The sequence below is a fragment of the Agilicoccus flavus genome (genome assembly GCF_014857905.1).
In the GTDB taxonomy this organism is placed as follows: Bacteria; Actinomycetota; Actinomycetes; order Actinomycetales; family Dermatophilaceae; genus Agilicoccus; species Agilicoccus flavus.
Genome location: NZ_JACYXE010000009.1, coordinates 186,810 through 211,279, shown reverse-complemented (window position 1 = coordinate 211,279; position 24,470 = coordinate 186,810). Strand labels below are relative to the sequence as shown.

Below are 24,470 nucleotides of genomic sequence, written 5' to 3'. Positions count from 1 at the left end.
GAGAAGACCCCGATGAGCACAGCGACCGACGACACCGAGCAGGAGACCGAGAAGAAGGGTGGCAAGAAGCTCCTCTTCATCATCATCGGTGCGGCCCTCGTCGTGCTCATCGCGGGCGGCGTCGTCGCGTTCATGCTGCTCAAGCCGAAGGAGCCCGAGCCCGACCCGGCGAAAGAGCCGGGCGCGGTCGTCGCGCTCGAGGACGAGATGACCCTCAACCTCTCCGACGGCAAGTTCCTCAAGACGCAGCTCGCGCTGCAGCTCAGCGAGGCCGCGACGACCGCGGCCGGCGGCGAGGAGGCCCTCGCGAAGGGCGGCTTCGACGGCTCCAAGGCCCGCGACGCCGCCATCACGACCCTGTCGAAGTACAGCTACCAGCAGCTGCTCAAGCCCAAGACCCGCGAGGAGGCGCAGGCCGCGCTCTCCAAGGAGGTCAACGAGCGCTACGAGGGCGACGTGCTCAAGGTCTACTTCACCCAGTTCGTCATGCAGTGACGCGTCCGCCCATCCCTGCGCGTGCGGGCCGGTCACGGGCGCCCGACCTGCACCGCGACCCCGATCCGTCCCACCCTCCACCGACGGATAGCCCTCAGGTGGAGGCCGATTCGGCCGATGTGAGGTGCTGTGAACCCCGAACCGCTTCCCTACGACTTTCGTAGCCCGAGCCGGTTCAGTCGCGAGCAGGTCCGGGCGTTGCAGATGGTCAACGAGACCTTCGCGCGGCAGATGGCGACCGTGCTGTCGACGACGCTGCGCACCGTGGCGCACGCGACGTTGGAGGACGTCGAGCAGTCGACCTACGACGACTACACGCGCCGCCTGCCCGTGCCGTCCGTACTCGCGATCCTCAACTTCCCGCCCCTGACCGGCGCCGGCATCTTCCACCTGCCACTGCCGATCGTCATGAACGTCATCGACCGGCTCCTCGGCGGCCCCGGCCACGAGAACCAGCCGGAACGTGAGCTCTCGGAGATCGAGTCGGGCCTGATCCGCAACCTCGTGCAGCGGATCGTGCACGAGCTGGCGTACGCCTTCGACACGCTGGCCTCGATCCAACCGCAGGTCACGGCCCTCGAGGCGGACGCGACGTTCCTGCAGCTCGCCCCGCCGTCCGACCCGATGATCGTGTCCGACTTCGAGCTGAAGATCGGCGACCAGGTGGTCAACTCCAGCCTGTGCATCCCGGTCGCGACGCTGCAGCCGGTCCTCGACGCGATCGACGCGAAGCCGGAGCTCGAGCTCACGGGTGCGCAGGCGCTCGCCGCCGAGCACATCCAGGAACGCATGAGCGACGTGCCCGTGCGCGTCACCGTCGCGTTCGAGCCCATCAGCCTGGCCTCGAAGGACATCCTCCAGCTCGAGGTCGGCGACGTCGTGCCCCTGCGCCACCCGACCAATCAGCCCCTGACCATGACCGCCGACGGGGTCCCCGTCGCCAAGGCCGTCCCTGGTAGCCACGGCAAGCGCCTGGCCTGCCAGATCGTCAACGTCTGACCCACCCGCGAAGGAAGCCCATGTCAACCACCTCTCCGGACGTCGACGCCGCACTCGTGGCGGCCGCCCAGGTGCTGCCGGCGCATTTCGCGGACCCTGCCGAGCTGACGATCACGCCGCTCGACGCCATCCAGGCCACGACGATGTCGCTGCCCGGTGGCGCCTACGCCGTCGAGTCGGTGCTCAAGGGCGCCCCCGCGAACGTCGGCAACGTCACGCTCATCGTGACGGGCCTCGTCGACCACAAGGACGGCGAGATCTTCAGCCGCGACGACGCGCGCACCGTCTGGACCGCGGCCCTGACCGAGACGCTGACCGCCCTGACCGGCGAACTCGGGGAGTTCACCCCCGGCCAGCTCCACATGACGGACGCGTTCGACGCCCTCGACAAGGCCGACGAGGCGCAGATCGCCGGCGTCTTCAAGGGCGACACGCTCGCCGGCATGCTCCTCGCGATGCCCGCCACCTCCACCGGCGAGGGCGCGGCCGCTCAGCTCGCCGCCGCCGTCGCGGCGGCCGAGGCCGCGGAGGCGGGGGAGGACGCCGAGGAGTCCGAGGAGACCGACGCCTCGGGGGACACCGGGGCCGACGTCGCCGGGGCCGGCACCGGAGGCGCCGCCGAGGCGGCCGCCGCGGGCGGAGTCCCCGGCGGACCGGCGGGCGGGCCCGGCGACCCCGGGATGCCGGGCGGCGTGCCGGGGGTGCCGGGGGCCGGCTTCTCCGCGCAGGCGCAGGCCGCGGCCGCGGCGCGGGCCCAGCAGGACGCCGAGCGGTACGCGGCCGAGCAGGCCGCCCTCCAGGCCGGGGTCTCCGACGTCGCGTTCCAGCCGTTCGCGGGCGTGACGATGGGCTTCACCGACCCGCGCCGCATCGACCTGCTCCGCGACGTCGTCATGGGCGTCTCCGTCGAGCTGGGCCGGACGCGCCTGACCGTGCAGGAGATCCTCGGCCTCACCCCCGGGTCCATCGTCGAACTCGACCGCGCCGCCGGCGCGCCCGTCGACGTGCTCGTCCACGGCACCCTCATCGCGCACGGCGAGGTCGTCGTCGTCGACGAGGAGTTCGCCGTCCGCATCTCCGAGGTCGTCACCCCCGACCGGGACGGTCGGGTCACCACGTGACCGACGGCGGGACGCTCGTACTGGTCCTGCGCATGATCGTCTCGCTGGCGATCGTCCTCGGGCTGGTCGTGCTGTTCGCCCGCTGGCTCGAGCGCCGCGAGGCGAACGGCGCCCGCCGCGCCCGCCGCCGGCGGGTCCGTGGCGGCCGCTCCGCCCTCCCGGCCGTCGCCGTCGACGTCCTGGCGCGCCACCACCTCGCGCGGGGCGTCTCGGTCCAGGTCGTCCGCGTGGGCGGCCAACTGCTCGTGCTCGGCGTGACCGAAAACGGCGTTCAGGTGTTGACCGACCTCGGTCCTGCCGATCTGGAACCCGAGGAGGACGACGCCACCGTGCGATCCGTGCGCGCCCAGGGCGCCTCGGCCGTCGACCTCTTCGAGTCCATGCTCCGCAGGGAAGGGAAACACCGTGTCGGACCCCACGACGAGTCGCGTGAGTGAGACCCACTCGCCAACCCGCGTGACCGGCCGATCCGCGGCACTCCTGCGCGCGTGCGCGCTCGCCGCCCTCGCCGTGGGCGGGGTCGTCGGGCTCGCCGCCCCCGCCTCCGCCGCAGCCTCGGCGCACCAGGGCGCCGGGTCGGTGGTCGTCGTGCCCGCGTCGTCGGCGCGGACCGCGTCGGCGCACTCCGTGGCGGCGCCGTCGGCCGTCGCGGCGCTGCCCGCCGCGCCCGGCGACCCGAGCGCCCCGGCCACGCCGGCGCCGCCGGGCGCCCCGGGCATCTCGGTGGCCGTCGAGGGTGGGGCCGACCGCAGCCAGGCCGTGAAGATCATCGTCCTCATGACGGTGCTGTCGATCGCGCCGGCCATCCTCCTGCTCATGACGTCGTTCACGAAGATCGCCGTCGTCCTCGCCCTGACCCGGCAGGCGCTCGGCACGCCGACGATCCCGCCCAACCAGGTGCTCGCGGGCATCGCGCTGTTCCTGTCGCTGTTCGTCATGGGGCCGGTGCTCGGGCAGATCAACGACACCGCTGTGCAGCCGTTCCTCGGCAACAAGATCAGCCAGGACGTCGCCATCCAGCGCGGTTACGCGCCGATGCGCACGTTCATGCTCCAGCACACGGGCAAGAGCGAGCTCGCGACGATGATCAAGCTCGCCGGCGAGAAGACGCCCGAGACGCGGGAGAACGTGTCGTTCTCGACCCTCGTGCCCGCCTTCGTCCTCTCGGAGCTGAAGACGGCGTTCATCATCGGGTTCGTCATCTTCATCCCGTTCCTCATCATCGACCTCGTCGTCGCCTCGGTCCTCATGAGCATGGGCATGATGATGCTCCCGCCGGTGATGATCTCCCTGCCGTTCAAGCTCCTGTTGTTCATCATGGTCGACGGCTGGGCCCTCATCACGACCGCTCTCGTCACGAGTTATCGGTAGGGGCGCGCCATGAGCGACAACGACGTGATGCACATCGCCGTCCAGGCGATGATCCTCGGCGCGAAACTCGCCGGGCCCATCCTCATCGTCAGCCTCGTCATGGGGTTCATCATCTCGCTGCTGCAGTCGGTGACCCAGGTGCAGGAGATGACGCTGACCTTCGTCCCGAAGCTCGTCGCCGTCGCCGTGATCCTCCTGTTCATGGGCAACTGGATGATGCACGAGATGGTGGCGTTCACCACGGAGATGATCCGTGAGATCCCGGAAATGATCCAGAAGTGAGCGGCACCGCGCCGCTGGATCTGCTCATGGCGGTGCTGCTCGTCTTCACGCGGATCAGCGCGTTCCTCGTCCTCGCGCCGCCGTTCGCGAGCCGGTCCATTCCCGGGCGCATCCGGGTGCTGTTCGCGTTCGCGCTCGCGCTGCCCGTCGCGCCCCTCGTCGTGGGCCAGGTGCCGGAACTCACGAGCACGTGGGTCCTCGTCGGCGCGGTCGGGTTCCAGGTGCTGTGCGGCGCGACGATGGGGTTCATCACCCTGCTGCTCGTCTCGGCCATCCAGGCCGCGGGCGAACTCATCGACCTCTTCTCGATGTTCGCGATGGCGAGCATGCTCGACCCGTTCTCGAACACGAACAGCTCGATCTTCGGCCGCATCCAGTACCTCATCGGGACGACGCTGCTGTTCACCAGCGGCGGGCACCTGCTCATGATCCGCGGGGCCCTCAGCTCGTTCAAGGTGCTGCCCGACGTCCCGCCCGACCTCGGCGCCCTCGCCAAGCTGCTCATCGACGACATCGCGCGCATGTCGGTGTCGGCCGTCGAGATCGCGGGTCCGGTGCTTGCGTGCCTCTTCCTCGCCGACCTCGCGCTCGGCATGGTGAGCCGGGCCGTCCCGAGCCTCAACGTCTTCCAGCTCAGCTTCCCCGTGAAGACGATCCTCACGGTGAGCCTCGCGGCCGTCGCCGTCGCCCTCCTGCCCGTCGCGGTGACCGGGATCGTCGACCAGGTGGTCGGCCAGTACCAGCCCGCCCTCGTCATGTTGGGCGGGTGAGCCGTGGCCGGTGAGGACAAGTCGTCGAAGACCGAGAAGGCGACCCCGCAACAACTCAAGAAGGCCCGCGAGGAGGGCAACGTCCCGCGGACCGCCGACCTGTCGATGTGGCTCACGGTCCTCGTCTTCGTCGTGCTCGGGCGCGCCATGGTGAGCAACCTGTCGCGGGAGTTCGAGGTCCTCACGCACGGCATCGTGCGCATCATCGAGAATCCCGACCTCGGCGACGCGCAGAAGCTGTTCCGCGACGGCCTCCTCGCGTCGCTGCAGATCATGGCGCCGATCGTGCTCGGCTGCATGGTCGTGGGCGCCCTCGGGCACATCGTCCAGGGCGGCACGAAGATCCACTCGAAGCGGTTCAAGCCCAAGTGGAAGAAGCTCAACCCGTGGGCCGGGCTGAAGAACATGTTCGGCGCCCACGCCGCGTGGACGTTCGCGAAGACGCTCATCAAGTTCGTCGTGTTCGGGGTCATCGCCTATCAGATCGTGCAGCAGACGATGCGGGCCGTGACGGGCACGGGCGAGTGGTCCCTCATGTCCATCCTGACGATCACCGCCGACGCCGCCATGCGCGTGCTGACGATGATCTCGGTCGTCGGTCTCGTCATCGCCGTGGCCGACTACGCGATGGAACGGCACCGCGTCGGCAAGTCGCTGCGCATGAGCAAGGACGAGATCAAGCGCGAGAACAAGCAGCAGGAGGGTGACCCGCACGTCAAGGCCCAGCGCCGCGCCAAGCAGCGCGAGATGGGCTCGCGACGCATGATGGCGGCCGTGGGGGAGTCGACGGTCGTGCTCACCAACCCCGCGCACATCGCCGTCGCCCTCAAGTACGAGGCGGGGTCGGGGGCCCCGCAGGTCGTCGCCAAGGGCGCCGGCCACCTCGCCGCCCGCATCCGCACCGAGGCCGAGGCCAACGGCATCCCCCTCGTGCGGGACGTCATCGTCGCCCGCATGCTCTACAAGCTGTGCGAGGTCGACTCCTACATCCCGTTCGAGCTCTACGACGCCGTCGCGCAGGTGCTCGCGTTCGTCATGCGCATGTCCGACCTGCACGCGACGGACCGCACGCACGACTCGCCGCTGCGCCACCCCGAGTACAACGGCGTCGACCTGCCCGAGGACCTCACCGACGCCGCCCTCGGCATCGAGGCCTACGACACCGGCGACGAGGCCTCCGCGAGCCCGGCCGAGCCCCGGGTGGGCGCCGGCGTCTGAGACCCGCGCCGACCCCGCCCGGTCCCGGCCCCCGGGCCTGCCCGCACGCCGTTGCGCAGGGGTCGTGGCCGGCGGCCCCGCAGCTCAGGTCGGGTGCGCGCCGGTCGATGGGTTCGCGTAGGGCTGGGACCCGTGAGGTCACTTCTGAGAGTTCGAGGTCCGTGTGAAGTCAGGCACCATCGCACAGGTCGGGATCCCCGCGGCGATCATCGGCATCGTCGTCATGATGGTCGTGCCGCTGCCCACGCTGCTGCTCGACCTGCTGCTCGCGTTCAACATCGGCTTCTCGGTGCTCATCCTGCTCGTGAGCCTGCGGGTGACGCGCCCGCTCGACTTCTCGATCTTCCCGGCGCTCATCCTCATCGCGACCCTGTTCCGGCTCTCGCTCAACATCGCGACGACCCGCCTCGTGCTCCTCGACGGGTTCGCCGGCAAGGTCATCGAGGCGTTCGGCCACTTCGTCGTCGGCGGCTCGATCGTCGTCGGCCTCGTCATCTTCGTCATCCTCATGGTCATCCAGTTCGTCGTCATCACGAACGGTGCCGGCCGCGTGGCCGAGGTGGCCGCGCGCTTCACCCTCGACGCGATGCCCGGCAAGCAGATGGCCGTCGACGCCGATCTCAACTCCGGCCTCATCGACGAGAACGAGGCCCGGCAGCGGCGCAAGGACGTCGCCGCCGAGGCCGACTTCTACGGCGCCATGGACGGTGCGAGCAAGTTCGTCAAGGGCGACGCGATCGCCGCGGTCATCATCACGCTCATCAACCTCATCGGCGGCTTCGTCATCGGGATGGTGCAGAAGGGCATGGGCGCGAGCGAGGCCATCGAGGCGTACAGCCTCATGTCCGTCGGCGACGGCCTCGTCTCGCAGATCCCCGCGCTGCTGCTGTCCGTCGCGACCGGCCTCATCGTCACGCGCGCGACGACCGAGAACGACATGGGCACCGACCTGCTCAACCAGTTCGGTCGCCAGCGCCAGGCCGTGCAGATCGCCGGCGGGGCCGTGCTGTTCCTCGGCCTCGTCCCCGGCCTGCCCAAGCTGCCGTTCCTGCTCATCGGCGGCGGACTGCTCCTGCTCGCGACGCGGCTGCCCAAGCCGGAGGACCTCGCGGCCGCGGCCGAGGCCGAGGAGGTCGAGGAGCTGCCGACGACGCCGCAGAAGGACAGCCCGCTCGCCATCGCGCAGGACATGCGCGTCGAACCGCTCGAGCTCGAGCTCGCCTACGACCTCATCGACCTCGTCGACGCCGCGGCCGGCGGCGACCTGCTCGACCGCGTGCGGGCCCTGCGGCGAAAGCTCGCGCAGGAGATCGGCATCGTCGTCCCGCTCGTGCGCACCCGCGACAACCTCGACCTGCCGCCGCGGCACTACGCGATCCGCGTCCACGGCGTCGAGGTCGCGCGCGGCCAGGCGCCCGCCGGGATGATCCTCGCGATCGGCGACGACCTCGACCAGCTCCCCGGCACCCCGACGACCGAGCCCGTCTTCGGGCTCGCGGCCAAGTGGGTGCCCGCCGAGCTGCGCGAGCACGTGGCGCTCGCGAACTCCACCGTCGTCGACCGCAGCTCCGTCATCACGACGCACATGGCCGAGGTCGTCCGCGTCCACGCCGCGCAGCTGCTCGGCCGCGAGGACGTCAAGATGCTCGTCGACATGGTCCGCCAGTCCCACCCCGTCGTCGTCGACGAGCTCACCCCCGCGCCGCTGTCGCTGGGCGAGGTGCAGCGCACGCTGCAGGCCCTGCTCAACGAGCGCGTCTGCATCCGCGACCTCGTGCGGATCTTCGAGGCGATGTCGATGCGGGCCAAGCAGAGCCCCGACGCCGAGGGTCTCGTCGAGGCCGCGCGCACCGCGCTCGGGCCCGCCATCGCCGCCGGCCACGCCGTCGACGGTCGCCTGTCGGTCATCACCTTCGACCCGATCCTCGAACAGCGGATGCTCGAGTCGCTGCGCACGAGCGACTCCGGCTCCTTCCTCATGCTCGACCCCATGACGGCCGAAGGGTTGGCCGTGGAGACCGCACGCGTCGTCGCCGCCGCCGAGGGAGCCGGGGATCCCCCCGTCCTCGTGTGCGCGCAACCGCTGCGGCTGTCGGTCCGGCGCCTGCTCGAGCAGGCCGCGCCGCGCACCCCGGTGCTCTCCTACTCGGAGCTGGGTGGCCAGCTCACCCTCGTCACGTCAGGAGTGGTGAATGTCGCCGAAGTCACGGCCGCCTAAGGGGAAGAAGGGCAAGAAGGGCGCCAAGGGGACCGCCGGCTCGACCACCGAGACCGTGGTGGAGGAGACCGGGGGCGTGCCCTTCGGCATCGTCGTCCTCGGGGCCTTCGTCATGTCGCTGCCCGCGATCATGGGCTTCGTCGAGGGGACCATGCCCTTCGACGAGACGTGCCTGCGCTTCCTCGCCGCCCTCGCCGTGGCGTGGCTGCTGTCCCACCTCGTCTACGCCGTGGCCGCGAGCTTCCTCAAGGAGGGCCCGAACGCCAAGGTGAGCGAGACGCGGACGACCGAGACGTTCTCCGACGGCGGGTTCGATCCCAACATGTTCGCCTCGTCCGAGCAGCGCACGCCCTGACCCCTCACGCCGGACCACCGCCTCGCGACCGAGAACGACAGCGCCCCCGACGCCGTGAGCGTCGGGGGCGTCGCCGTGGCCGAGGACCCATCGGTCAGACGTGCGCGTGCAGCGCGGTGCGCTCGGTGCGCAGGTGCGCGCGCAGGGCCGACAGGTAGCGGTCGAGGCTGCCGCGTTCGAGATGCCCGGACATGTCGACGTGGGCGCGGTAGCTGGCCTCACGGCGGGGGGATCCGGTGCGTCCGCCGGCCGCGACGACGAGGCGCCGCTGGTGGTCGCGCAGGTTGCTGAAGAGGTCGACGAGGTAGGGGTTGCTGCACGCCGCGACGAGGCCCAGGTGGAAGCCGGTCTCCGCGTCGTAGAACTCGGCGGCCGTCCCGCTCTGCAGGCCGGTCTGCATGTGCGACAGGTGCAGCCACATGTTGTCGAGGAGGGCGGCCGGGAGGTGCTCGTTCTCGCTGAGCAGCTTCTCCGCGGCGAACGTCTCGATGATCTCGCGGGCCTCCATGACGGAGTCGACCTCCTCGGCCGACACGGGCACCACGACGGCACCCCGCTTGGGGTAGAGCTGCAGCAGCCCCTCCGCCTGCAGGCGCAGGAACGCCTCGCGGACGGGGGTACGACTGATACCGAGGGCGGTCGATACCTGACCCTCGGTGATGACGTCGCCGCCGGCCAGGACACCGTCGAGGATGCGTCCTCGTGTGTCGTGGTAAGCCCGGTCGGTCGCCGACTTCGGACGCGTCATGACCCCTCCATCTGGCCCGTCTTGCCGTGCGCACCGATACGTCACCGGGCACACGGTTCCCCCAAGAAGGACATCTCCGCTTTCGAAGGTAACCCGTCCGACACCTGTGAGCAAACTGCATCGCTGCAGGTGAGAGGGCCTTTTTACCGGTCGCACGTCCAGTTGGGAGCTGCCGGTCGACTGGTCGGTCGACCGTCTGCGAGCCCGGGTGGACCGATCGGTCCATCTCTCGTGTCCTCGCCTGTCGCTCTCCGATGGGTCACGATGGAGCCGTGAACCTCTTCGTCTCGCCCGGAGCCTGACCGTGGGTGGCACCGCGCGGTTCGGCGGCGACGACGACTTCCCACGCGTCGAGGACGTCGTGCGCGGCCGCGGCAGCCCCGGATACCCTCCGGGCGGACCGCCGCCACCCGGCTCGCCCGCGCCGGCGGGGTCACCGCCCGGCGGCGACCCCCCGTCGACCCCCGGCCGGGGCGTCGGCCATCCCCGTCATCTGCCCCGCACCCGACGCCGCCGACTCGCCGGCTGGGCGGTCGCCGGAGGCCTCGCGGGTCTGCTCGCCCTGAGCTTCGGCGGTGAACGACTCGTCATGACCACCTCCCGGCACGACGCCACGGTGGCCGCCGGGGTCGAGCGGATCGAGATCCGCACGGGGGACCGCGACCTCACCGTCCGCCCCCAGGCGAACGCGAACGCGGTGCGGGTCGCCATGCGCGGCCCGCGGTCCGAATGCACGGCGCGGTCGTGGCGGGAGGACGCGACCCTCGTCGTCGACACGTCGTGCACCGCCCCCCTCTCGCGCGCGGCCGAGGTCACCATCCCTCCCGGCTCGAACGTCGACGTCGTCGCCGCGTCCGGCGACGTCGAGATGGGGGGCGGCTGGTACAACAGCGTCCGCGTGACCTCGCAGGACGACGTCGACCTCGACGGCGTGGGGGGAAACGTGGCGGTGACGACGTCGGGCGACGTGCGCGGGCGTTCCGCCGGCGCCGATGTCGCCGTCACGGCGGGCGGCGACGTCCGCCTCGACCTCTCTGACCCCTCGTCGGCCCTACGCTCGGCCGACGTGCGGACCACGGACGGTGACGTCGACCTCGAGCTCCCCCGGGCGCCGAGTTACCGGATCGACGTGCAGACGAGCGGCGAGAACGACGTGGACGTGCAGGACGACCCGAAGGCCCAGGGTGTCGTGCGCGTGCGCTCCCAGAGCGGCGACGTCGACATCGAGCACTGACGTACGGCCACACCGGGCCGGCGGACGTGCGGCGGCGCGTCCGGGGTGACCCCGTGGGGCGCGCCCCACCCGAAAACTCGCTTCGGCCCCGCGCGGGGATGACCCAGACTGGTTCCCCGTGGGACACGTGGACCTGGCCGGCATCCGATACGACCTGCCCGACGGGCGGGTGCTGCTCGACGACGTCGCGCTCCGGGTGGGCGACGGCGCGAAGATCGCGCTGGTCGGCGCCAACGGGGCCGGGAAGACGACGTTGCTGCGGATCGTCACCGGCGAGCTGACCCCCCACGCGGGCGCGGTGACGCGCAGCGGCGGCCTCGGGATCATGCGCCAGCGGGTCGGCCGCGACGACGAGTGCGTGCGCGACCTGCTCCTGTCCGTCGCGCCCCCGCGGGTCCGCGCCGCGGCGGCCGAGGTCGACCGGCTCGAGCTCGCGCTCATGGAGACCGACGACGAGGCGACCCAGTTCGCGTACGCGCAGGCCCTGTCGGACTACGCCGACGCCGGCGGCTACAAGGCCGAGGTGCTGTGGGACGCGTGCTGCACGACGGCGATGGGGGTCCCGTACGAACGCTGCCGGTGGCGCGAGCTGTCGAGCATGTCCGGCGGGGAGCAGAAGCGGCTCGTGCTCGAGGCGCTGCTGCGCGGTCCCGACGAGGTGCTGCTGCTCGACGAGCCCGACAATTACCTCGACGTGCCGGGCAAGGTGTGGCTCGAGGAGCAGCTCGCCGCGTCGGGCAAGACCGTCCTGTTCGTCAGCCACGACCGGGAGCTCATGGCCGCGGTCGCCACGCGGGTCGCGACGATCGAGCTCGGCGCGGGCGGCAACTCGCTGTGGGTGCACCCCGGCGGCTTCCGGACCTATGCGCAGGCCCGCCGGACGCGCTTCGAGCGGCTCGAGGAGCTGCGGCGGCGCTGGGACGAGGAGCACGAGAAGCTGCGCGCCCTCGTCTTCATGTACAAGCAGAAGGCCGCGTACAACGACGGCCTCGCCTCGCAGTACCACGCCGCCCAGACCCGGCTGCGTAAGTTCGAGGAGGCGGGCCCGCCGCAGGGCATCCCGCGCGAGCAGCAGGTGACGATGCGCCTGCGCGGCGGGCGGACGGCCAAGCGGGCCGTCGTGTGCGAGGGCGTCGAGCTCACCGGCCTGATGCGGCCGTTCGACCTCGAGGTCTGGTACGGCGAACGCGTCGCCGTGCTCGGGTCGAACGGGTCGGGCAAGTCGCACTTCCTGCGCCTGCTCGCCGCCGGTGGCACCGACCCCGACGTCGAGCACCGGCCGGTCGAGGACCGTCCCGTGGACCCGGTCCCGCACACCGGCCGCGCCCGGCTCGGGGCGCGCGTGCGGCCCGGTTGGTTCGTCCAGACCCACACCCACCCCGAGCTGGCCGGGCGCACGCTGGTCGAGATCCTGCACCGCGGCGACGGCCATCGCGAGGGGCGCGGCCGCGAGCAGGCGGCCCGCGTGCTCGACCGCTACGAGCTCGCCCACGCCGCCGAACAGACCTTCGACTCCCTCTCGGGCGGTCAGCAGGCGCGCTTCCAGATCCTGCTGCTCGAGCTGAGCGGCGCGACGCTGCTGCTGCTCGACGAGCCGACCGACAACCTCGACGTGCAGTCGGCGCAGGCCCTCGAGGAGGGCCTCGACGCCTTCGACGGCACCGTCGTCGCGGTGACCCACGACCGCTGGTTCGCCCGCGGCTTCGACCGGTTCGTCGTCTTCCGCGCCGACGGCCGCGTCGTCGAGTCCGCCGAGCCCGTGTGGGACGAGGGGCGGGTGGAGCGGACGCGCTGATCCGGGGGCGCCGGTGCCGGCGCGGATCAGGCGCCGCGCCGTGGGGTGGCCGAGATCGAAGAACCGTATCGACGACACGGACCGCCTCACCCGCGAGGGTGCAGGCCCGTGACCGGCGCAGATGCACAAGCGCGTCCTGCCGATGTCGTCGGTACGGTTCTTCGTCCGCGGACCCCCGCCCGCCGAGGCTGCAGAGGGAAGCGGGGAACGACGAAGCCGCAGGGTCCCGGGGAGGGAACCTGCGGCTTCCGTGGTGGCCAGGGGCGGGGTCGAACCGCCGACCTTCCGATTTTCAGTCGGACGCTCGTACCAACTGAGCTACCTGGCCCTGGTGAATCAGAGCGACCCCGACCGGGCTCGAACCGGCGACCTCCGCCGTGACAGGGCGGCGCGCTAACCAACTGCGCTACGGGGCCTCGTTGAAGAGGGTACTTCTGGTGGTGCGTATCCCCAACGGGATTCGAACCCGTGCTACCGCCGTGAAAGGGCGGGGTCCTAGGCCGCTAGACGATGGGGACCTGGTGTCTCGTCAGGCCCCGCCGCCTTCGCTGTACCTACGCCTGCGTACCGCAGCAGCTCGGATCCGTTCGAGGACTCGATGAGCATAGGGGAGAAATGCGCCCAACTCCAAAACGGCTCCGCGGCGGGGTTCCGGACCCCTCGCGAGGGGATCGGCCGGGCCGGGACCGGGGCGCCGCCTCACGCCGCGGGTTCCGGTCGGGCCCAGGCGAGGAGCTGATCGACCGGCCACGTCGTGATGATCCGATCGGCGGGAACGCCGAGGCGCTGGGCGCGCTCGCAGCCGTAGGCGAGGAAGTCGAGCTGGCCGGGGGCGTGGGCGTCGGTGTCGATCGAGAACAGGCACCCGGCGTCGAGGGCGAGGCCGATGAGCTCGTCGGGCGGGTCGCACCGCTCGGGGCGCGAGTTGATCTCGACGGCGACGTCGTGCTCGGCGCAGGCCGCGAACACGGCGGCGGCGTCGAACTCGCTCTGGGGTCGCGTGCCCCGCCCGCCGGTGACGAGCCGGCCGGTGCAGTGGCCGAGGACGTTGGTGCGCGGCCGGCTCACCGCCGCCACCATCCGCCGCGTCATCTGCGCCTTCGGCATCTTCAGCTTGCTGTGCACGGAGGCGACGACGACGTCGAGCCGGTCGAGCATCTCCGGGGTCTGGTCGAGCGTGCCGTCGTCGAGGATGTCGACCTCGATGCCGCGCAGGAGGCGGAAGTCGTCGCCGAGGTGGCCGTTGATCGCGTCGACGATGCCGAGCTGGCGGGTGAGGCGTTCGGCGCTGAGCCCGTTGGCCACGCGCAGGCGGGGGGAGTGGTCGGTGAGGGCGAGGTACTCGCGCCCGAGTTCCATCGCCGTCGCCACCATCTCCTCGATGGGAGAGCCCCCGTCGGACCAGTCGGAGTGGCTGTGCAGGTCGCCGCGCACGGCCGCGAGCAGCTCCTGCCCACCCTCGACGAGCGGACCGGCGGCGGTCGCCTCCAGCTCGGCGAGCCGGTCGGGGACCTCGCCCGCGGCGGCCGCCGTGATGGCAGCCCCGGTGCTCTTGCCGATCCCGGGCAGGTCGGTGATTGTCCCGTTCGCGATGCGCCGGGCCACCTCGTCGGCCGGGGTGGCCAGCAGCGTCGCCGCCGCCTTGCGGTAGGCCTCGACCCGCCGCGTCTCGCCCCGCGTGCGTTCCATGAGGAAGGCGATCCGGCGCAGCGCGTCGACGGGTTCGAGGGGGGCGGGGGTGCTCATGTCGGCCAGGGTAGGCGCGCCCGCCGGGGCCCGCCCGGGACCGGCCCGCCCGCCGCGCCTCCGGCCGACGCGAGGCCGCCCGCGCGACGCCCCGAAGGCGCCCGGGCGCGTCGCGTCGCGCGCCCCTGTCGCGGGTGTGGTGCATCTGACAGACTCGCGACATGAACACGCTGAACCAGTCGCTGGCCGAGGTCGACCCCGAGATCGCGCAGGCCCTCGACGCCGAGCGCAACCGCCAGGAGACGACGCTCGAGATGATCGCGTCCGAGAACTTCGCGCCGGTCGGGGTCATGCAGGCGCAGGGCTCGGTCGCGACGAACAAGTACGCGGAGGGGTACCCCGGGCGTCGCTACTACGGCGGCTGCGAGCACGTCGACGTCGTCGAGAAGCTCGCCATCGACCGCATCAAGGAGCTGTTCGGGGCGGGCTTCGCCAACGTGCAGCCCCACTCGGGCGCCCAGGCCAACACGGCCGTGTTCTTCGCGCTGCTCCAGCCGGGCGACACGATCCTCGGCCTCGACCTCGCCAACGGCGGGCACCTCACGCACGGCATGAAGATCAACTACAGCGGCAAGATGTTCGACGTCGTGCCCTACCACGTCGACGGCGAGGGGCGCGTCGACATGGCCGAGGTCGAGCGCCTCGCCCAGGAGCACCGGCCGAAGATGATCATCGCCGGCTGGTCCGCCTACCCCCGCCAGCTCGACTTCGAGAAGTTCCGCGAGATCGCCGACGCGGTGGGCGCGTACCTCATGGTCGACATGGCCCACTTCGCCGGCCTCGTCGCCGCGGGCCTGCACCCCAACCCCGTCCCGCACGCGCACGTGACGACGTCGACGACGCACAAGACCCTCGGCGGCCCCCGCGGCGGCATCATCTTGTCCAACGACGCCGACATCGCGAAGAAGATCAACTCGGCCGTCTTCCCCGGCATGCAGGGCGGGCCGCTCGAGCACGTCATCGCCGCGAAGGCCGTCTCGTTCAAGCTCGCGGCCACCGAGGAGTTCAAGGACCGCCAGCGCCGCACCCTCGAGGGCGCCCGCCTCCTCGCCGAACGCCTCACCGCGCCCGGCATGGCCGAGAAGGGCGTCAAGGTGCTCTCCGGCGGCACCGACGTGCACCTCGTCCTCGTCGACCTGCGCGACAGCACGCTCGACGGCAAGCAGGCCGAGGACCGCCTGCACCGGGTGGGCATCACGGTCAACCGCAACGCGGTCCCGAACGACCCGCGGCCCCCGATGGTCACCTCCGGCCTGCGCATCGGCACGCCCGCGCTCGCGACGCGCGGGTTCGGTCCGGAGGAGTTCACCGAGGTCGCCGACGTCATCGCCGAGGCGCTCGACCCGGAGCTGTCCGACGAGCAGGCGACCGCGCTGCGCTCCCGGGTGGAGGCGCTGGCCGCGCGGTTCCCGCTGTACCCCGCGCTGGCCGGCTGAGCCGGGGCGGCGGACATGGCGCTGTCGGTCTTCGACCTGTTCTCCGTGGGCATCGGGCCCTCGAGCTCGCACACGGTGGGCCCGATGCGGGCGGCGGCGACGTTCGCCGACACCCTGCGCGAGGGCGGTGACCTGTCGCGGGTGCGTCGGGTGCGGGCCGAGCTGTTCGGGTCGCTCGGCGCGACCGGCCACGGCCACGGCAGCGACACCGCGGTGCTGCTCGGGCTCGAGGGCGCCCACCCCGAGAGCGTCGACCCCCGGGCCGTCGCCGGGAGGCTCGACCAGATCCGCGCCGACAAGAGGCTGCGGCTCGCGGGCGAGCACGACATCGCCTTCGACGAGAGCGACGACCTCGTCATGCACCGGCGCCGGTCCCTGCCGCTGCACCCGAACGGGATGACGTTCACGGCCTACGGCGGGGGCGGCCCGCATGCCGGCCCCGGCGACCACGACGTCGTCATCGACGCGCGCACCTACTACTCGGTGGGCGGCGGGTTCGTCGTCAACGACGTCGCCACCCGACCCGAGGACCGCGTCGTCGAGGACACGACCCCCGTCGCCCACCCGTTCCGGACGGGTGACGAGCTGCTCGCCGTCTGCGCGGCGTCGGGCCTGTCGATCGCGCAGGTCATGCTCGCCAACGAACTGTCGTGGCGCACCGAGGGAGAGGTGCGGGCGGGGCTGCTGCACATCTGGGCCGTCATGTGCGAGTGCATCGAGAACGGGCTGAGCACCCACGGCACGCTGCCCGGCGGGCTGCGCGTGCGCCGCCGGGCCCCCGACCTCTACCGCTCCCTGTGTGAGCGCCCCGACGACGACGACCCGATGCGCGGCATCGACTGGGTCGAGGTGTTCGCGCTCGCCGTCAACGAGGAGAATGCCGCCGGGGGGCGGGTCGTCACCGCCCCGACGAACGGCGCCGCCGGCATCATCCCCGCCGTCCTGTCGTACTACTCCCGGTTCGTGCCGGGCGCCTCGGACGACGGGATCGTCGACTTCCTCCTCACGGCCGGCGCGATCGGCGTCATCTACAAGGAGAACGCGAGCATCTCCGGCGCCGAGGTGGGCTGCCAGGGCGAGGTCGGGTCGGCGTGCTCGATGGCCGCAGGCGCGATGTGCGCCGTCATGGGCGGTTCGCCCGGGCAGGTGGAGAACGCCGCCGAGATCGGCATGGAGCACAACCTCGGCCTCACGTGCGACCCGGTGGGCGGGCTCGTGCAGATCCCCTGCATCGAGCGCAACGCCATCGCCTCGGTCAAGGCCATCGCCGCCGCCCGCACCGCGATGCACGGCGACGGCTCCCACGTCGTGAGCCTCGACAAGGTCGTCAAGACGATGCGCGAGACCGGCGCCGACATGAAGGTGAAGTACAAGGAGACGGCGCGCGGGGGCCTGGCGGTCAACGTCATCGAGTGCTGACGACGCGGCCGCCGACACCGGGTGGGTGCGCCCGGAGTGGTGGGCGGGTGTGAGGAAGCGCGACCAGAGGCTCGAGTGCTGACGACGCGGCCGCCGACACCGGGTGGGTGCGCTCGGAGTGGTGGGCGGGTGTGAGGAAGCGCGACCAGAGGCTCGAGTGCCGACGACGCGGTCGGCGGCCCCCGACGCGACCCTCGCCTTCGTCGCCCGAGGGGCGCAGGCCGACGCCGGAGCCGCCCCCGGCCCGCCGCGCGACGCCTCGCCGCGGGCGGGCAGGATGTGGCCCATGACGTACTCCGCCTCCGACACGCGCTACGACGACATGGTCTACCGGTTCTGCGGACGCAGCGGGCTGAAGCTGCCGGCGGTCTCGCTGGGCCTGTGGCAGAACTTCGGCGACGACAAGCCCTTCGAGACCCAGCGGGCCATCGTGCGCCGCGCCTTCGACCGCGGCGTCACGCACTTCGACCTCGCCAACAACTACGGCCCGCCCTACGGCCAGGCCGAGATCAACTTCGGCCAGCTGCTCGCCACCGACCTCGCCCCGTACCGCGACGAGCTCATCGTGTCGACGAAGGCCGGCTGGGACATGTGGCCCGGCCCGTACGGCCAGGGCGGCGGGTCGCGGAAGTACGTCCTCGCGAGTCTCGACCAGTCGTTGCGCCGCCTCGGCCTCGACTACGTCGACATCTTCTACAGCCACCGCTTCGACCCCGACACGCCCGTCGAGGAGACCATGCGCGCCCTCGACACCGCCGTGCGGTCGGGCAAGGCGCTCTACGCGGGCATCAGCAGCTACTCCGCGGCCAAGACCAAGGAGGCCGCGCAGATCGCGCGCGACCTCGGGACGCCGCTGCTCATCCACCAGCCGTCGTACAGCATGCTCAACCGCTGGATCGAGGAACAACACCTCCTCGACGAGCTCGAGGCGCAGGGCATGGGGTGCATCGCGTTCACCGCCCTCGCGCAGGGCGTGCTCACCGACCGGTACCTGAGCGGCGTGCCGCAGGACTCCCGGGCCGCTCGGGACGGCTCGCTCGACCAGGGGCACCTGTCCGAGGAGACGCTCGGGCACGTCCGGGCGCTCGACGCCATCGCGAAGGAGCGCGGCCAGACCCTCGCGCAGATGGCGATCGCCTGGGTGCTGCGCGACCCCCGCATGACCTCGACGGTGCTCGGGGCGAGCCGCGTCGAGCAGCTCGACGCCAACCTCGACGCCCTGAAGAACCTGTCGTTCTCCGACGAGGAGCTCGCCGAGATCGACGAGCACGCCGTCGAGTCCGGGGTCAACCTCTGGGCCGCGCAGACGGCGAACTGACGGGCGCGTCTCGCGGTCCGGTCGCCGCCGCGCCGCCGGACGGCGGGCGGCGCCGGGGCCCGCAGGTGCACGATGGTCGGGTGCGCCTCGAGGACTGGTTCCTGACCGAGGGGGAGCGAGGCAACCCCCACACCCGCATCGACGCCCGGCATCCGGGCGGGCACGCGTGGTCGTCGGGCAACCGGGCCGATCCCCTCGTGCACGGCGCCACCTACTACGGGGACCTCCACGCCCGCATCCAGGCGATGGGCCCGGGCGACCTCGTGTTCTTCGTCGACTGGCGCGGCGACCCCGACGAGCGGCTCACGGGCGAACCCGGCAGTGAGGTGAGCGCGGTCCTCGAGGACGCGGCGCGCCGGGGTGTCGACGTCCGCGGACTGGTGTGGCGCTCGCACTGGGACCGGCTGGGCTACTCCAGCACCGAGGCCGACCACCTCGGTGAGGAGATCGAGGAGGCCGGCGGGGAGTGCCTGCGCGACATGCGCGTCCTCTCGGGCGGGTCGCACCATCAGAAGTTCGTGGTCCTGCGCCACGGCGACGACCCGACCCGCGACGTCGCCTACGTCGGCGGCATCGACCTGTGCCACTCGCGTCGCGACGACGAGCGTCACCTCGGCGACCCGCAGCCGGTGTCGATGTCGTCCGCGTTCGGCGACACCCCCGCCTGGCACGACGTGCAGGTGGCCCTGCGCGGACCGGTCGTCCACGACGTCGAGACGGCGTTCCGGGAGCGCTGGGAGGACTCCAACCCCCTGACGCGGCACCCGGTCCAGCGGCTGCAGAGCTTCCTGTCCCGCGAGGACCAGACTCCCGATCCCCTTCCGCGCCAGGCGCCTCCGCCCCCGCCCGTCCCCTCAGGCGACGGCGGCACCCATCACGTGCAGATCCTCCGGACCTATCCGCGGCTGCGTCACGGCTACGACTTCGCGCCGCAGGGGGAGTACAGCGTCGCCCGCGGGTACGCCAAGGCGCTGACGCGGGCGCGGCGGATCATCTACGTCGAGGACCAGTACCTGTGGTCGGCGCCGATCGCGCAGACGTTCGTCGACGCGCTGCGGCGCGAACCCGACCTGCGGATCGTCTGCGTCCTGCCCAGGCTGCCCACCCAGACCGGCCCGATCGCCACCCCGCCGTCGCTCGTCGGACGGCGCGAGGCGATGGCCGCGATGCGCGCGGCGGGCGGCGACCGCGTCGCCTTCTACGGGCTCGAGAACGAGGCCGGCCTGCCCATCTACGTGCACGCCAAGGTGTGCGTCGTCGACGACCGGTGGGCGTCGATCGGCTCCGACAACTTCAACCGGCGCAGCTGGACCCACGACACCGAGCTCACCGCCGTGGTCTGGGACGACGAGCCGGTGCCCGGCCCGGCCTCCGACGGGCACCCCCCGGCCCGGTACGCCCGCGACCTGCGCCTGCGCCTCTCCCGCGAGCACCTCGGCGTGCCCGAGGGGGAGGACCGCCCCGATCTGGAGGACCCGCACGTCATGGCCGGCGCCATGGCCGCGTGCGCGCTCGACCTCGACGAGTGGCACGACGGCGGACGCCTCGGGCCCCGGCCGCCCGGCCGGCTCCGGACCCTGTCCGTGCCGACGGTGGCGGCCTGGCAGCGGCCGTGGGCGACGCTCCTCTACCGGCACGTCTTCGACCCCGACGGCCGCCCGCGCGGCCGGCGCGGTTCGACGGAGTTCTGAGCGACCCGCGCCCGGTGCGCCGACCCGGTGGCCGGTGCGCCCCGGCGTTCGCGGGGCGGGTGTCACAATCGGCGATGGTCCACCCGGGACCGCGGGGGAGGAGGTGAGGCGTGGCGTCGTCGTTCCAGCGCGCGATGCTCAAGCCGGTGCGGCTCGTGCCGGCCGCGTTCCTCGCCGTCATCCTGTTCGGGACCGCGTTGCTGCTGTTGCCCGTCTCGCACCCGGGCGACGTGCAGGTTCTCCCGGCGATCTTCACGGCCGTGTCCGCGACGACGATCACCGGCCTGACCACCGTCGACACGGCGACGTACTGGACCCCGTTCGGCAAGGCCGTCATCATCCTGCTCACCCAGATGGGCGGGTACGGGATCATGTCGTCGGCGACGCTGCTCGCGCTCATCGTCCGGGGGCGGATCCAGCTCAGCGACACCCTCGTCGCCCAGACCGAGACCCAGACCCAGACCCTCGGCGAGGTGCGCCGGCTGCTCGTGCGGATCGGTGTCCTCATGGCGAGCATCGAGGTGGCCGTGGGTGTCGTTCTCGGTATCCGGTTCTGGCTCGCCTACGGGATGGGCCCGTTCGCCGCGCTGGGCCACGGCCTCTTCTACTCGTGCATGTCGTTCACGAACGCGGGGTTCGCGCTGCACAGCGACAGCATCATGGGCTTCGTCGCCGACCCGTGGGTCATCGTCCCGATGTGCCTGACCGTCGTGATCGGCAGCCTCGGCTACCCCGTGCTGTTCGAGCTGTGGCTCAAGCGGCGCCGTCCCGACCACTGGACCGTGCACACCCGCATCACGTTCTACGGCTGGATGCTGCTGCTCGGGGTCGGCATCGCGACCTTCCTGTGGTTCGAGTGGACCAACCCGGCCACCCTCGGGCCCATGGCCGTGACGGAGAAGATCAACGCGTCGCTCGCGGGCGGTGTCATGCCGCGCTCGGGCGGGTTCAACATCGTCGACTACGCGGTGATCCGCGAGGAGACGGTGCTCGTCACGATCATCCTCATGTTCATCGGCGGCGGCAGCGCCGGCACGTCCGGCGGCATCAAGGTGACAACGTTCATCCTTCTCTCGTTCGTCATCCTCTCGGAGATCCGCGGCGAGACCGACGTGACGATCGCCCACCGGCGCATCAGCGAGGCGACCCAGCGTCAGGCCCTCGTGGTCGCCCTCATCAGCGTGGGGTTGGTCGCGCTCGGGTCCATGGTCATCGTGTCGGTCACCGACCTGCCGCTGACGCCCGTCGTGTTCGAGTCCGTCTCGGCGTTCGGCACGGTCGGGCTCTCGCTCGGACTCACGCCGCGACTCGACACCTCCGCCCAGGTCGTCATCATGGTGCTCATGTTCGTCGGCCGCGTGGGCACGATCACGGTCGCCTCGGCGTTGGCGCTGCGCAGCCACCGCCGCCACTACCACCTGCCCGAGGAGCGTCCCATTGTCGGTTGACCAACGCCGCGCGACCGAGGTGCGTCGTGATCGGTAGGAAGACGAACCGGCGGGTGCCCGAGTCGATCCTCGTCGTCGGACTGGGCCGCTTCGGATCCGCGGTGGCCAAGAGCCTCGTCGACATGGGCAAGGAGGTGCTTGCGATCGACGAGAACCCCGACCTCGTGCAGCGCTGGTCCTCGGAGCTGACCCACGTCGTGCAGGCCGACACCACCGACGAGGAGGCGCTGCGCCAGCTCGGGGTCGCGAGCTTCGACCGGGCCGTCGTAGCGATCGGCAGCGACATCGAGGCGAGCGTCCTCACCGTGCTCGCGCTCAGCGAGGCCGGGGTGGAGGAGATCTGGGCCAAGGCGATCACGAGCAAGCACGGCAAGATCCTCGAACGCGTCGGCGCCGATCACGTCGTCTATCCCGAGCGACAGATGGGTAAGCGGGTCGCGCACCAGATCTCGGGGTCGCTCGACGACTACCTCGAGTTCGAGGGGTACGCCCTGGCCCGGATCAAGGCGCCCGCGATCCTGTGGGGGGTGCCGCTCGGGAAGTCCGACATCCGCAGCCGATATCGCATCACGGCCGTCGGGGTGCGCCGGGCGGGGGAGACGTTCACGTACGCCGACCAGGACACGATCGTGCACCGCGGCGACGACCTCGTCATCTCCGGGTCGGTCAAGGCCATCGAGAAGTTCAGCGCTCTGCCCCACGACGCGCCCGAGCGCATCGACGAGGGCTGAGCGCCGGCCGCCGGCCGGGGTGGGAAGGGACGGTACGGGCGTCGCCCGTGACGTCTGCGGCTCGCTCGCGATCGTGGGGCAGGTGTCACACTCGACGCCGCTCGGTGAGGTCGCGGTGGCGGCCCACGTGGTCGCAGCGGATCGTGGCCACGAACCCGCCCCACCGGGGATCGACCTCCCCGGCGCGCGGCGCGATGCCCTGGGGTGCCCGTGACGACCCTCGTCGCGCCGCACGACCGGCGGACGGTCGGTGTGCCGGGAGGGGTGGGCGTCGGCGATCGTCGGGCTCTTCTCGCTGGTGGGGTTGCCACCGACGTCGGGCCTGTGCCGCCAGGCGCGTCGCCCCGCGCCGAGGCCGAGCGTGGCCGCGGAGTTCCTCGATCGGGAGTTCGGCGATCGCGTCGCGGCGTTGCGCCGGTCGGGCCGTGGCGGCGGGGAAGCCTGGCCGCGAAACTGCACGATCGCGCAGAGGTGGTCTACGCCGGTCGGGCCGTCGCGGCGGGCGAGACGAGGGTGGGCGACGGGGCGGGGCGGTGCTGACGCCGGGGCAGATGGGGTGCTGATCCGGAGCACCGCGTTGGGTATACGGCCCGTCAGGTCGGAGTTTTCACGACAACTGCACTGCCTTTGGCGGCGCCGTTTTCATCGTCGCTGGTCACAGGGTTGGCTCTCTCGCCGGTGCGCCATTGGCAGTGCAGTTGTCGCGAAAACTCAGCACACCGGAGGAGAGGGCGGCCGACCTGACGCCGGTCGGGTGCGTCGGGATGATTCGGGGTGGTGCCCCGAGGCCCCGCCCGACTCACGCATCTATGAGGACGAGCTCGCCGTCGCTATCGGCCGCACATGCGCGCTGCGTCGCTGGTCAGAGGGGTTGGCCTTCTCGCGGTGGCTGTGCAGTCGTCGCGAAGACTCAGCACACCGGAGGAGGGGGCGGCCCGACCTGACGCCGGGCCGGGGTGAATCGGGGTGGCGCCACCCGAGATCCCGCCCGAGCCACGCACCGATGAGGACGAGGTCGCCGTCGATCGGCCGCACGGGCACGCGGCCGGACGATCGGCAGGTGCCCCGCGTCGGGGGTTCGGGTCGGCCCGCTCTCGTGGTCTGACCGAGGGGTCAGACCACGGCGACGGGACCCGGCGAGCCGCCCGTCGGGCGTCGTGGCGGCCCGGGCATGATGGGAGGCATGCGGCTCCTCCTCGTGCGTCACGGCCAGACCACCTCGAACGTCGGTCACCAGCTCGACACGGACGTCCCTGGGGCCGACCTCACCGAGCTCGGTCGGACGCAGGCTCAGGCCGTCCCCGCGGCGCTCGCCGACGAGGCGATCGACGCCCTCTACGTCTCGGACCTCGTGCGGACGTCACAGACGGCCGCGCCCCTGGCGCAGGCCGTCGGCCTCAAGCCCCGGGTGCGCGGCGGGCTGCGCGAGATCCCGGCCGGGGACGTCGAGATGCGCAGTGACGAGGAGGCCGTCGATGCCTACCTCGGCACGATCTTCGCGTGGGACGTCGAGCCGGATCGGCGCGTGCCCGGCGGTGAGTCGGGGACGGAGGTGTTCGCCCGGTTCGACGAGGTCGTCGCCGAGGCGCACGCCGAGCACCCCGACGGGACCGTCGTCATGGTCAGCCACGGCGCGATGATCCGCGCGTGGGCGGCAGCCCGCGCCGACAACGTCGACCTCGACTACGCCGGCGAGCACTGGCTGCCGAACACCGGCCTCGTCGCCCTCGAGGGCGACCCGGGCCGCGGCTGGACCGTCGTGTGCTGGACCCAGGAACCACTCGGCGGCCCCGCCCTCGCCGACCGCGCCCACACCGGCCCCGGCGGCGAGCCGGAGGACGACGACGCCGCCGATGAGGCGGACGCGCCCGACTGACGCCGCGCGGGTGGTTGCGTCGGCCGCGGGCCGGTGATCTCGCGCCCTGGACCATGCCGATGCGGCCGATTTATGCCGCCGGCGCGGCAGGAGGGAGCGCGACCGGCATAGTTCAGATCGCCAAGCGACGGCCGGCCGGTCACGACCGCGAGGCCGGGCGGGGCTTCGCCCTGTGGGCCTGGCCGATCCGACCGATCTC

Annotated in this window: 21 protein-coding genes and 3 tRNA genes; 19 read left to right on the top strand and 5 right to left on the bottom strand. The window is 71.8% G+C overall.

The window, feature by feature from the left end; all coding sequences use genetic code 11:
• Positions 1 to 12 precede the first annotated feature (12 nt).
• From ICW24_RS14420 to ICW24_RS14375, 10 genes are all read left to right on the top strand, one after another.
• A complete protein-coding gene (locus tag ICW24_RS14420; RefSeq protein ID WP_226346414.1) occupies positions 13 to 495 on the top strand; it encodes a flagellar basal body-associated FliL family protein in 483 nt (160 codons plus the stop codon).
• A 129-nt stretch (positions 496 to 624) separates the two neighbouring features.
• A complete protein-coding gene (gene fliM, locus ICW24_RS14415; protein ID WP_226346413.1) occupies positions 625 to 1,494 on the top strand; it encodes a flagellar motor switch protein FliM in 870 nt (289 codons plus the stop codon).
• A 20-nt stretch (positions 1,495 to 1,514) separates the two neighbouring features.
• Complete coding sequence (gene fliN / locus ICW24_RS14410) at positions 1,515 to 2,615, top strand: flagellar motor switch protein FliN (RefSeq protein ID WP_226346412.1); 1,101 nt, start codon at positions 1,515 to 1,517, stop codon at positions 2,613 to 2,615.
• Entirely contained in the window at positions 2,612 to 3,052 is a 441-nt protein-coding gene (locus tag ICW24_RS14405; protein WP_226346411.1) for a flagellar biosynthetic protein FliO, read from the top strand. The genes fliN and ICW24_RS14405 overlap by 4 nt, the downstream gene beginning before the upstream one ends.
• 19 nt (positions 3,053 to 3,071) lie before the next feature.
• Entirely contained in the window at positions 3,072 to 3,986 is a 915-nt protein-coding gene (fliP, locus tag ICW24_RS14400) for a flagellar type III secretion system pore protein FliP (protein ID WP_226346410.1), read from the top strand.
• Between the two features lie 9 nt (positions 3,987 to 3,995).
• Positions 3,996 to 4,268, top strand: coding sequence for a flagellar biosynthesis protein FliQ (gene fliQ / locus ICW24_RS14395; protein WP_226346409.1), 273 nt, complete (start codon positions 3,996 to 3,998; stop codon positions 4,266 to 4,268).
• The gene (locus tag ICW24_RS14390; protein ID WP_226346408.1) at positions 4,265 to 5,038 is read left to right on the top strand and encodes a flagellar biosynthetic protein FliR; all 774 of its coding nucleotides are present in this window, start codon (positions 4,265 to 4,267) and stop codon (positions 5,036 to 5,038) included. The genes fliQ and ICW24_RS14390 overlap by 4 nt, the downstream gene beginning before the upstream one ends.
• Positions 5,039 to 5,041: 3 nt before the next feature.
• Entirely contained in the window at positions 5,042 to 6,256 is a 1,215-nt protein-coding gene (locus tag ICW24_RS14385) for an EscU/YscU/HrcU family type III secretion system export apparatus switch protein (protein WP_226346407.1), read from the top strand.
• Between the two features lie 163 nt (positions 6,257 to 6,419).
• The gene (gene flhA / locus ICW24_RS14380; RefSeq protein WP_226346406.1) at positions 6,420 to 8,474 is read left to right on the top strand and encodes a flagellar biosynthesis protein FlhA; all 2,055 of its coding nucleotides are present in this window, start codon (positions 6,420 to 6,422) and stop codon (positions 8,472 to 8,474) included.
• Positions 8,449 to 8,829 carry a hypothetical protein gene (locus tag ICW24_RS14375; RefSeq protein WP_226346405.1) on the top strand — a complete coding sequence of 127 codons (381 nt, stop codon included), beginning with the start codon at positions 8,449 to 8,451 and terminating at the stop codon, positions 8,827 to 8,829. The genes flhA and ICW24_RS14375 overlap by 26 nt, the downstream gene beginning before the upstream one ends.
• Before the next feature lie 94 nt (positions 8,830 to 8,923).
• Here ICW24_RS14375 and ICW24_RS14370 read toward each other — a convergent pair whose 3' ends face one another.
• A complete protein-coding gene (locus tag ICW24_RS14370) occupies positions 8,924 to 9,577 on the bottom strand; it encodes a GntR family transcriptional regulator (RefSeq protein WP_226346404.1) in 654 nt (217 codons plus the stop codon).
• 589 nt (positions 9,578 to 10,166) lie between these two features.
• Here ICW24_RS14370 and ICW24_RS14365 point away from each other — a divergent pair.
• Positions 10,167 to 10,811 carry a DUF4097 family beta strand repeat-containing protein gene (locus ICW24_RS14365; protein WP_226346403.1) on the top strand — a complete coding sequence of 215 codons (645 nt, stop codon included), beginning with the start codon at positions 10,167 to 10,169 and terminating at the stop codon, positions 10,809 to 10,811.
• A 118-nt stretch (positions 10,812 to 10,929) separates the two neighbouring features.
• Entirely contained in the window at positions 10,930 to 12,606 is a 1,677-nt protein-coding gene (locus ICW24_RS14360) for an ABC-F family ATP-binding cassette domain-containing protein (protein WP_226346402.1), read from the top strand.
• A gap of 251 nt (positions 12,607 to 12,857) precedes the next feature.
• On the opposite strand, the gene ICW24_RS14355 is transcribed toward ICW24_RS14360, so the two are convergent.
• The 4 genes from ICW24_RS14355 to ICW24_RS14340 all read right to left on the bottom strand — a co-directional run bounded on the left by ICW24_RS14355 (position 12,858) and on the right by ICW24_RS14340 (position 14,352).
• Positions 12,858 to 12,934, bottom strand: a tRNA-Phe gene (locus ICW24_RS14355).
• 14 nt (positions 12,935 to 12,948) lie between these two features.
• Positions 12,949 to 13,022: transfer RNA gene (locus tag ICW24_RS14350), tRNA-Asp, on the bottom strand.
• 29 nt (positions 13,023 to 13,051) lie between these two features.
• A tRNA-Glu gene (locus ICW24_RS14345) sits at positions 13,052 to 13,124 on the bottom strand.
• A gap of 181 nt (positions 13,125 to 13,305) precedes the next feature.
• Positions 13,306 to 14,352: a PHP domain-containing protein gene (locus ICW24_RS14340; protein ID WP_226346401.1), complete on the bottom strand. Its 1,047-nt coding sequence runs from the start codon at positions 14,350 to 14,352 to the stop codon at positions 13,306 to 13,308.
• Between the two features lie 161 nt (positions 14,353 to 14,513).
• On the opposite strand from ICW24_RS14340, the gene glyA reads away from it, so the two are divergent.
• From glyA to ICW24_RS14305, 7 genes are all read left to right on the top strand, one after another.
• Complete coding sequence (gene glyA / locus ICW24_RS14335) at positions 14,514 to 15,788, top strand: serine hydroxymethyltransferase (RefSeq protein WP_226346400.1); 1,275 nt, start codon at positions 14,514 to 14,516, stop codon at positions 15,786 to 15,788.
• Positions 15,789 to 15,803: 15 nt separating this feature from the next.
• Positions 15,804 to 17,207 carry an L-serine ammonia-lyase gene (locus tag ICW24_RS14330; RefSeq protein WP_226346399.1) on the top strand — a complete coding sequence of 468 codons (1,404 nt, stop codon included), beginning with the start codon at positions 15,804 to 15,806 and terminating at the stop codon, positions 17,205 to 17,207.
• Positions 17,208 to 17,493: 286 nt separating this feature from the next.
• Positions 17,494 to 18,525, top strand: coding sequence for an L-glyceraldehyde 3-phosphate reductase (gene mgrA, locus ICW24_RS14325; protein WP_226346398.1), 1,032 nt, complete (start codon positions 17,494 to 17,496; stop codon positions 18,523 to 18,525).
• An 80-nt stretch (positions 18,526 to 18,605) separates the two neighbouring features.
• Positions 18,606 to 20,216, top strand: coding sequence for a phospholipase D family protein (locus ICW24_RS14320; protein ID WP_226346397.1), 1,611 nt, complete (start codon positions 18,606 to 18,608; stop codon positions 20,214 to 20,216).
• A gap of 110 nt (positions 20,217 to 20,326) precedes the next feature.
• The gene (locus ICW24_RS14315) at positions 20,327 to 21,664 is read left to right on the top strand and encodes a TrkH family potassium uptake protein (protein ID WP_226346396.1); all 1,338 of its coding nucleotides are present in this window, start codon (positions 20,327 to 20,329) and stop codon (positions 21,662 to 21,664) included.
• A 26-nt stretch (positions 21,665 to 21,690) separates the two neighbouring features.
• A complete protein-coding gene (locus tag ICW24_RS14310; RefSeq protein ID WP_226346395.1) occupies positions 21,691 to 22,395 on the top strand; it encodes a potassium channel family protein in 705 nt (234 codons plus the stop codon).
• Positions 22,396 to 23,578: 1,183 nt separating this feature from the next.
• Positions 23,579 to 24,271 (top strand): histidine phosphatase family protein, encoded by a 693-nt coding sequence (locus tag ICW24_RS14305; RefSeq protein ID WP_226346394.1) that lies wholly within the window; start codon positions 23,579 to 23,581, stop codon positions 24,269 to 24,271.
• The last annotated feature ends 199 nt before the right edge of the window (positions 24,272 to 24,470 follow it).